General features: G+C 70.8%; 10 protein-coding genes and 1 pseudogene. 4 read left to right on the top strand and 7 right to left on the bottom strand.

What is annotated here, in order from left to right; translation table 11 throughout:
• From MVA01S_RS32190 to MVA01S_RS27375, 3 genes and pseudogenes are all read right to left on the bottom strand, one after another.
• Positions 1–130, bottom strand: a pseudogene (locus tag MVA01S_RS32190) (HNH endonuclease); the annotation flags it as partial.
• Positions 131–165: 35 nt separating this feature from the next.
• Positions 166–786 (bottom strand): class I SAM-dependent methyltransferase, encoded by a 621-nt coding sequence (locus MVA01S_RS27380; protein WP_003933314.1) that lies wholly within the window; start codon positions 784–786, stop codon positions 166–168.
• Positions 783–1,697 carry an NAD(P)/FAD-dependent oxidoreductase gene (locus MVA01S_RS27375; protein WP_003933315.1) on the bottom strand — a complete coding sequence of 305 codons (915 nt, stop codon included), beginning with the start codon at positions 1,695–1,697 and terminating at the stop codon, positions 783–785. The genes MVA01S_RS27380 and MVA01S_RS27375 overlap by 4 nt, the downstream gene beginning before the upstream one ends.
• Positions 1,698–1,743: 46 nt before the next feature.
• Between MVA01S_RS27375 and MVA01S_RS27370 the strand changes: the two genes are divergently transcribed.
• Positions 1,744–2,325 (top strand): helix-turn-helix domain-containing protein, encoded by a 582-nt coding sequence (locus tag MVA01S_RS27370; RefSeq protein WP_040542986.1) that lies wholly within the window; start codon positions 1,744–1,746, stop codon positions 2,323–2,325.
• Here MVA01S_RS27370 and MVA01S_RS27365 read toward each other — a convergent pair.
• From MVA01S_RS27365 to MVA01S_RS27355, 3 genes are read right to left on the bottom strand one after another with little or no spacing between them, the layout of a single operon-like run.
• Positions 2,316–3,395, bottom strand: coding sequence for a bifunctional RNase H/acid phosphatase (locus MVA01S_RS27365; RefSeq protein ID WP_003933317.1), 1,080 nt, complete (start codon positions 3,393–3,395; stop codon positions 2,316–2,318). The genes MVA01S_RS27370 and MVA01S_RS27365 overlap by 10 nt on opposite strands.
• A complete protein-coding gene (locus MVA01S_RS27360) occupies positions 3,392–4,129 on the bottom strand; it encodes a zinc ribbon domain-containing protein (RefSeq protein ID WP_003933318.1) in 738 nt (245 codons plus the stop codon). Before MVA01S_RS27360 ends, MVA01S_RS27365 begins: the two co-directional genes overlap by 4 nt.
• 1 nt (position 4,130) lies before the next feature.
• Positions 4,131–5,255, bottom strand: coding sequence for a Nif3-like dinuclear metal center hexameric protein (locus MVA01S_RS27355; RefSeq protein WP_040542987.1), 1,125 nt, complete (start codon positions 5,253–5,255; stop codon positions 4,131–4,133).
• Positions 5,256–5,330: 75 nt separating this feature from the next.
• On the opposite strand from MVA01S_RS27355, the gene MVA01S_RS27350 reads away from it, so the two are divergent.
• The 3 genes from MVA01S_RS27350 to MVA01S_RS27340 are packed head-to-tail and all read left to right on the top strand — an operon-like array spanning position 5,331 to position 7,343.
• Positions 5,331–6,017 (top strand): HAD-IA family hydrolase, encoded by a 687-nt coding sequence (locus tag MVA01S_RS27350; RefSeq protein WP_003933320.1) that lies wholly within the window; start codon positions 5,331–5,333, stop codon positions 6,015–6,017.
• A complete protein-coding gene (locus MVA01S_RS27345) occupies positions 6,010–6,504 on the top strand; it encodes a low molecular weight protein-tyrosine-phosphatase (protein WP_003933321.1) in 495 nt (164 codons plus the stop codon). The genes MVA01S_RS27350 and MVA01S_RS27345 overlap by 8 nt, the downstream gene beginning before the upstream one ends.
• Positions 6,505–6,506: 2 nt before the next feature.
• On the top strand, positions 6,507–7,343 hold the full coding sequence (locus MVA01S_RS27340) for an SURF1 family cytochrome oxidase biogenesis protein (RefSeq protein ID WP_003933322.1): 837 nt from the start codon (positions 6,507–6,509) through the stop codon (positions 7,341–7,343).
• Here the strand turns inward: MVA01S_RS27340 and MVA01S_RS27335 are convergent.
• Positions 7,297–8,016, bottom strand: a 720-nt coding sequence (locus MVA01S_RS27335) for a cobalamin biosynthesis protein (RefSeq protein ID WP_060941773.1), incomplete at its 5' end; no start/stop codon positions are given. The genes MVA01S_RS27340 and MVA01S_RS27335 overlap by 47 nt on opposite strands.

Raw genomic sequence — 8,016 nt, 5'->3', positions numbered from 1 at the left:
TCGCCCACAACGCAGTCGCCCGCGCCTGCGCCGCCGCAGCCGCGGACTTCACCGCCTCACACCGCTCGACTACTGCCCGTAACTCGGCCTCACCGTCCGACTCCGAAACATCGAACAAACTTTCGAACATGTACCCGACGCTACCGCGGCCCTCCGACAAGAAAGTCAGGTTCGCCGCAACACGATCAAGTTGTCTTCGAGCAACCCCTGCTGACCATCCGGTCCGACGGCCTGACGCTCCACCGTTGCGGCGCGAACCTGATCCCACTGCCCGTCGCCGAGATCGATGGAACCCAGCACCTCATCGATGCTCGGGAACACATGGTCGTGCACGTGCTGCGGGGCCCATGGTGGCGCGGCAGCGTGATCGACGACCACGAGCAGCCCGCCGGGCGCCACGGCGCGCGCGGCGGCGGCGAAAATCCGCTCGCGGTCCAGGTGCACCATCGATTGCAGGAACTGCGCCGAGACCAGGTCGAAGGTGCCGTCGGGGAACGCCTCCGACAGATCCATCTGCACGAGCCGGACCCGGTCGGTCAGGCCACGCTCCCCCGCCGCCGCGGCGGCCCGTCCGAGCGCGGTCTCGGAGATGTCGACCCCGACCACGTGCCAGCCGTGCTCGGCCAACCACACGGTGTCGCCGCCCTCGCCACACCCCAGATCCAGCGCCCGTCCCGGGTTTTCGGCTCCGGCCACTTCGGCCAGCCATGGGTTGACCCGGCCGCTCCAGATCTGATTCCGCTCCGCATACCGGTCTTCCCAGTGTTGTTTGACCTCAGACGTCACCGTTCCTCCTGGAAACTCGCCACTATTGATGCTGCTGCCGCCGACCCGGCGGCGATCGCTGCCGCCACCTGCGGCCTCTGTGTACTTGCGTCCCCGGCCGCGAACACTCCGGGAACCGATGTTTGGCACATCTCGTCGACCTCGATCGCGTCCGCCGAAACCGGCCCTGGTGCAGCCAGTTTCACGCCGAGCTTGCCCGCCAGGGCCCCACGCTGGTGCAGCGTCGTGGCGACCAGCAGACCCTCGCGCGCCATCCGGGTGCCGTCGGCGAAGACCACCGATTCCAGTTCGCCGCCCGTCGAGGCCACCGACGCGACAACGCGCTCGTCCACCGCCACCCCAGCCTCGGCCAGGCTCGACCGGTGGGCATCGGTGAGCGTGGCCGGACCTCCGGTCAGCAGCGCGACGTCGTCACTCCACCCGCGCAGCAGCGTCGCCATGTGCACGCCGCGGTCCCCGTCCGCCAGTACGGCGAGCGGCCGGTCGCGCACCTCCCAGCCGTGGCAGAACGGGCAGTGGAACACCGACCGCCCCCACAGCTCCGCCATCCCTGGAACCGACGGGAACTCGTAGCGCATCCCGGTCGCCAGCAGCACCCGCCTGGTCTGCACGGCGCCGCCGTCGCCCAGTTCCACTGTGAAGCCGCCGTCCGACGCCGCACCGGTCACCACCTCACCCTCGCGCACCGCGACGCTCGGGTAGGCCGCAAGCTCGTGCCGCGCCTTGGCGTACAGCTGGGCCGGCGGCACCCCGTCGAACCCGAGTAGCCCGCCGATTCCCGATGCGGCCAGATTGCTCTGCTCACCGGCATCGACGACCAGCGTGTGCCTCCTGGCCCTGCCGAGCACCAGCGCGGCGCTCAATCCGGCCGCGCCGCCCCCGACGATCACGCAATCCCACACCTTGTCCATGACTCGACCTTGCACCCACCGCGGCCAGCTGCCAAGGTGAATTGCCATGGAGGCAAATGACGAGAGCGTGGACGTCCGGGTGCGGCGACGCCTGCGGGACCTGCGGCTTCAACGAGGGATGACGTTGGAGGACGTCGCGACCCGGTCCAACATCGACATCTCCACGCTGAGCCGGCTGGAATCCGGCAAGCGCCGACTCGCGCTCGATCACCTGCCGCGGCTGGCGTCGGCGCTGTCGGTGAGCACCGACGAACTGCTGCGTGCCCCCGAGGTCGAGGATCCGCGGGTCCGGGGTACGTCACACACGCACAACCAGATCACGTTCTGGCCCTTGACCGGACAGGGGCCCGCCGGCGGACTGCACGCGTACAAGATCCGGGTCAGCGCACGCAGACGCACCCCGCCCGCCGAACTGCCGGTGCACGAGGGCCACGACTGGATGTACGTACTGTCCGGACAGCTGCGGCTGATCCTCGGCGACCGCGACTTCACGATCAAACCCGGTGAGGCCGTGGAATTCTCGACATGGAACCCGCACTGGTTCGGCGTCGTGGACGGCCCGGTGGAGGCCATCGCGTTGTTCGGTCTACACGGTGAGCGCGTGCACATGCACGGCGATCACAGATAGGCGGTCTGATTGACCAGCCGCACCGACGCGGCGCCGTCGGGATAGAACTCGGCGATCGACAGCGACGCCAGATCCAGATGCAGCCGGTACAGGATCGCCGGGCCCGCATCGAGGGCGATCCTCAGTAGCGTCTTGATCGGTGTCACGTGGGACACCACCAGGATCGTCTTGCCCGCATGCTCGGTGACGAGTCCCTGCAGGGCCCGCGACACCCGGGCGGCGACGGCGTCAAAACTCTCCCCGCCCGGCGGCGGGACCGAGGTGTCGCTCAGCCATCGCCGGTGCAACTCCGGGTCGCGTTCGGAGGCCTGCGAGAACGTCAGCCCTTCCCAGGCACCGAAATCCGTCTCGATCAGGTCCTCGTCGACGTCGACGTCCAGTCCGAGCGCCTTGGCCGCGGCCGTGGCGGTGTCGTGGGCGCGTTGCAGCGGCGACGACACCACGACGTCGATGCCGCCCTTGCCGCCCAGATAGCGGGCCGCCGCGTCAGCCTGCCGGACACCGAGTTCGGTCAGCTCGGGGTTGCCGCGGCCGGAGTACCGGCGCTCCACCGACAGCTCGGTCTGGCCGTGCCGCAGCATCAGCAGCCGGGTCGGCGCGCCCTGAGCGCCCGTCCAGCCCGCCGGGTTGGCGACGACTTCGGTTGTGGCTGCGGATGTCTGGCCGCCAGCTGCCGCGTCCATCGCCTCATTGGCGAGCCGGTCGGCGTGACTGTTCTGGGCACGCGGAATCCATGAATAGCTGACGTGCTCGAACCTGCGCGCGAGGTCATTCGCCTGCTGGTGCAGCGGAGCCAGATCCGGGTGCTTGACCCGCCAGCGACCCGACATCTGCTCGACCACCAGCTTCGAGTCCATGTACACCTCGACCTCGGTGGCACCGAGGTCGTCGGCGGCGCCGAGACCTGCGATGAGGCCGCGGTATTCGGCAACGTTGTTGGTGGCCCTGCCGATCGACTCCGCGGCCTCGGCGAGCACCGCCCCGCGGTCCGCCGACCACACCACCGCGCCGAAGCCCGCGGGACCCGGGTTACCGCGCGACCCGCCGTCGGCTTCGACGATCACCTTCATGCGCGGGATGCCTTGACGCGCAGCAGGATCGCCGAGCACTCGGGGCAACGCAGCACCTCGTCCTCGGCGGCCGCGGCGATCCGCGCGGACTCCCCCTGGTCGATCTCGATCCGGCACGCACCGCACCGGCGGCCCTGCAGCACACCGGCGCCCACGCCGCCGCGGGCGCGTTGGCGTTCGTAGAGCGTGGTGAGTTCGTCGTCGATCGAACCGACCAGTTCGGCACGCCGCGCCACGGCCTGGTCCTTGGCCTGGGTCAGCTCCAGCCGGGCGAGATCGCACGCGCGCAGCGCATCGTCCAACGCGCTCTGCAGTTCCGCCGCCGCGGACTGCTCACTGGCCTGCTGATCGGCGAGGTCCTCGCGGCGCTGCATGACCTCCAACTGGGCGTCCTCCAGGCTGGCCTGGCGGCGCTGCAGCGTCTCGAGTTCATGCTGCAGGTCGGCGAGCTGCTTGGGGTCGACGGTCCCGCCGCCCAGCAGCGCCCGGTCCCGGTCCTCGCGCTGGCGCACCCCGTCGATCTCGGTGTCGAACTTCGCGATCTGCGCGTCGATGTCGTCCAGCGCGATCTGCAGCGCGCCCAGCCGGTCGGCGACCTCACGGTGGGCGGTCTGGGCCGTCTCCACCGCCTTCTGCTCGGGCAGGTGCTTGGTCCGGTGCTCGAGCCGACTGAGCTCGGCGTCGATCTCGGCCAGCTGGGCGAGCAACTGCTGTTGTGCCACTGAGGCTTTCACGTCAACATCCCTCGACATTCCATGGATCGGTACGCACGTCGGACACCGTGACAGGCAGCGACGCGCCGAAGTGGTTGCGCAGCAACGCTGCGGCTTGGTGGCACCAGGGGTACTCGGTGGCCCAGTGGGCGGCGTCGACCAGCGCGACGTCGGAGGCACGCCGGTGCTCGTCGGCCGGGTGGTGGCGCAGATCGGCGGTCACGTAGGCCTGCACACCGGCGGCCGCCACCTCGGCGAGCAGGGAGTCCCCGGCGCCGCCGCACACCGCGACGCGGGACACGGTCGCGTCGGGATCGCCCGAGGCACGCACGCCCCACGTCGTGCTGGGCAGCCCGGCGCGGACCCGGGACACGAACGCCGACAGCGGTTCGGGTTCGGGCACGGTCGCGATACGGCCCACACCGACGTCGCCGGCCGGGATCTGCAACGCGACCACGTCGAATGCGGGCTCCTCGTAGGGGTGGGCGGCGCGCAGGCCGGCGTACACCGCGCTGCGGCGGGCGGCCGGGGCCACCATCTCCACCCTGTCCTCGGTGACGTGCTCGACGGTGCCCACCGAACCGATCGCCGGTGCGGCGCCGTCGCCTGGCAGGAACTGCCCCGTTCCTGTCACGCTCCAGCTGCACTGCGAGTAGTCACCGATCTGCCCGGCGCCTGCGGCGAACATCGCCGACCGCACCGCATCGGCGTGCTCCACGGGCACGAACACCACCCACTTGTCCAGCGCCGGCCCCGCCTGTACCGGCGAGAGGACGTCGCACACCTCCAGCCCGAGCGCATCGGCCAGGGCGTCGGACACCCCCGGCGAGGCACTGTCGGCGTTGGTGTGCGCGGTGAACAGCGCGCGACCGGTGCGGATCAGCGAGTGGATCAGCGCACCCTTGGCGGTGTCCACCGCCACCGAATCGACGCCGCGCAACAGCAGCGGATGGTGCGCCAGCAGCAGGCCGCCGTCGGGCACCCCGGCCGCCACCTCGGCGGTGGCGTCGACGGCCACGGTGACCGAGGTCACCGGTTCGGCCGGGTCTCCGCAAACAAGCCCGACGGAGTCCCAGCTCTGCGCCAGACGGGCAGGGTAGGCCGCTTCGAGCACGTCGATGATGTCGACCAGCCGCACACTTGCCACAGCACGACACTAGTGCGCGCGAAGTCACCCGGAACCGAGCGGCACCCCCGGCCCGGGCTCAGGGACAATGGACGCGTGACTGACACGCTGGACGGCACCCACCGCGTCGCTCCCGTGGGGCGGGGCGACCTGGTGATCTTCGATCTCGACGGCACCCTGACCGACTCCGCCGAGGGCATCGTCGCCAGCTTCCGCCACGCACTGGATGCCGTGGGCGCCGAAGTCCCCGACGGTGACCTGGTCAGCATGATCGTCGGGCCCCCGATGCCCGACACGTTGCGCAGGCTGGGCCTCGGCGACCGGGCCGACACCGCGATCGCGGCCTACCGCGCCGACTACGTCAGCCGGGGCTGGTCGATGAACCGGCCGTTCGAGGGCATCCCGGCACTGCTGACCGACCTGCAGGCCGCCGGGGTGCGGCTGGCGGTGGCGACGTCCAAGGTCGAGCCGACCGCGCAGCGCATCCTCGCCCACTTCGGCCTGGACACCTGCTTCGAGGTGATCGCCGGCGCCAGCCCCGACGGCACCCGGTCCGCAAAGTCCGACGTGGTCGCGCGGGCGCTGGATCAGCTGGCTCCGCTGCCCGAGCGGGTGGTGATGATCGGCGACCGGTTCCACGACGTGGAGGGGGCCGCGGTGCACGGCATCGGCACGATCGTCGTGGGCTGGGGTTACGGTCACCGCGACTTCACCGACGACGACGGGGGCGCACTGGCCCATGTCAGCGACGTCGACGCGCTGCGCGAGGTGCTGGGTGTCTGAGCTGCTGCACGTCACGTTCGTATGCTCGGGCAACATCTGCCGGAGCCCGATGGCGGAGAAGATGTTCGCCCACCAGATCGGCGAGCGCGGGCTGGCCGATGTCGTCCGGGTGACGAGCGCAGGCACCGGGCACTGGCACGAGGGCGAGCCCGCCGACCGGCGCGCCGGTCACGTCCTGCGCGAGCACGGCTACCCGACGGCCCACCGCGCGGCACAACTCACCGACGACCACCTGTCCGCCGATCTCGTGCTGGCGCTGGGGCGCAACCATCTGCGGATCCTGCAGCACATGGGGGTACCCGCCGAACGGCTGCGGATGCTGCGCTCCTTCGATCCGCGATCGGGTGCGCACGTGCCCGACGTCGAGGATCCCTACTACGGCACCCAGGGCGATTTCGAGGACGTGTTCGCGGTCATCGACGCGGCGTTGCCCGGGCTGCACCAGTGGGTGGACGAGCAGTTGGCCGACCGGGAAAAGGCGGGCTGATCATGCGCCGGTGGGCATTCCTGTTCCGGCCCCAGTGGCTGGCGCTGTTCGTCGTCGTCCTCGCGTTCGCCTATCTGTGCTTCACCGTGCTGGCGCCGTGGCAGCTCGGCAAGAACACCAAGACCACCCGGGAGAACGCCCAGATCGCCCGGTCCCTGGACGCCGAGCCCGTCCCGGTGAGCAGCGTGCTGCCCCACCAGGATTCGGCCGCCCCGGAGGAGCAGTGGCAGCAGGTCACCGCGACCGGCCGCTATCTTCCCGAGGCCGAGGTGCTGGCCCGGCTGCGGCTGATCGACGGCGACCCCGCCTTCGAGGTGCTGGTGCCGTTCGCCGTGGACGGCGGGCCGACAGTGCTGGTCGACCGCGGCTACGTGAAGCCGATCGAGGGTTCGAAGGTGCCGGAGTTCGACGCGCCCCCGACCGGGACGGTGACGATCACCGGGCGGCTGCGTGACACCGAAGGCGTCGCCAGGGACAAGACGCCGTTCGAAGCCGACGGCGTGACGCAGGTGTACTCGATCAACATCCCGCAGATCTCCGAACTCACCGGGGTGCCGCTGGCGGGCTCGTATCTGCAACTCAACGCCGACCAGCCCGGCGGTCTCGGCGTGATCCCGCTCCCCCATCTCGACGCGGGCCCGTTCCTGTCCTACGGCATCCAGTGGATCGCGTTCGGCATCATCGCCCCGATCGGCGTCGGCTATTTCGTGTACTCCGAGATCAAGGTCCGCCGGCGGGAGAAGGCGATCGCCGAGGCCGAAGCCGAACACGCCGGCGACGAGGCCGCCCCGCTCACCACCGAGCAGAAACTCGCCGACCGCTACGGCAAGCGACGCTGACCGCGACCGCCGCGGCCAGCACCTGCACCGCGCGCGACAACCGGACCGCCCGCGCCAGATCGTCGACGTCCGGGACGCGCCCGTCACCGAGGGTCGGACGGATCTCCAGTTCATGGGCATACTGCGTCGGGCCGCCGAGCCGCACACCGAGCGCACCCGCGAACGATGCCTCGGCGACACCGGCGTTGGGGCTGGGGTGTCTGGCGGCGTCCCGGCGCCACGCCCGCCAGGCCTCTGCGGGCGAGCCGCCGACCACCGGCGCACACACCACCACCAGTAGGCCCGTCACGCGCGCCGGGATCAGGTTGACCAGGTCGTCGAATCTGGCTGCCGCCCAGCCGAACCGCGCGTAACGCGGGGACCGGTTGCCGATCATCGCGTCGAGGGTGTTCGCAGCGCGATACACGAGCACGCCCGGCGTCCCGGCCAGCGCTCCCCACACCAGCGGACCGATCTGGGCGTCCGCGGTGTTCTCGGCGATCGACTCCAGCGCCGCGCGGGTCAGTCCCGCGGTGTCGAGCACCGACGGGTCCCGCCCGCACAGGGACGGCAGCAGCGCACGCGCCCCGTCGACGTCGCCCGCGGCCAGCAGCCCGGCCATCTGCTCGCCGGTGCGGCTCAGCGTGGTGCCGCCGGCGGCGGCGAACGTCGCGGCGGCCACACATCCGGCCTC

Origin of the sequence: Mycolicibacterium vaccae NBRC 14118 = CIP 105934 (assembly GCF_001552715.1) — a bacterium.
GTDB lineage: Bacteria > Actinomycetota > Actinomycetes > Mycobacteriales > Mycobacteriaceae > Mycobacterium > Mycobacterium vaccae.
This window is presented reverse-complemented; position numbering and strand designations above follow the sequence as displayed.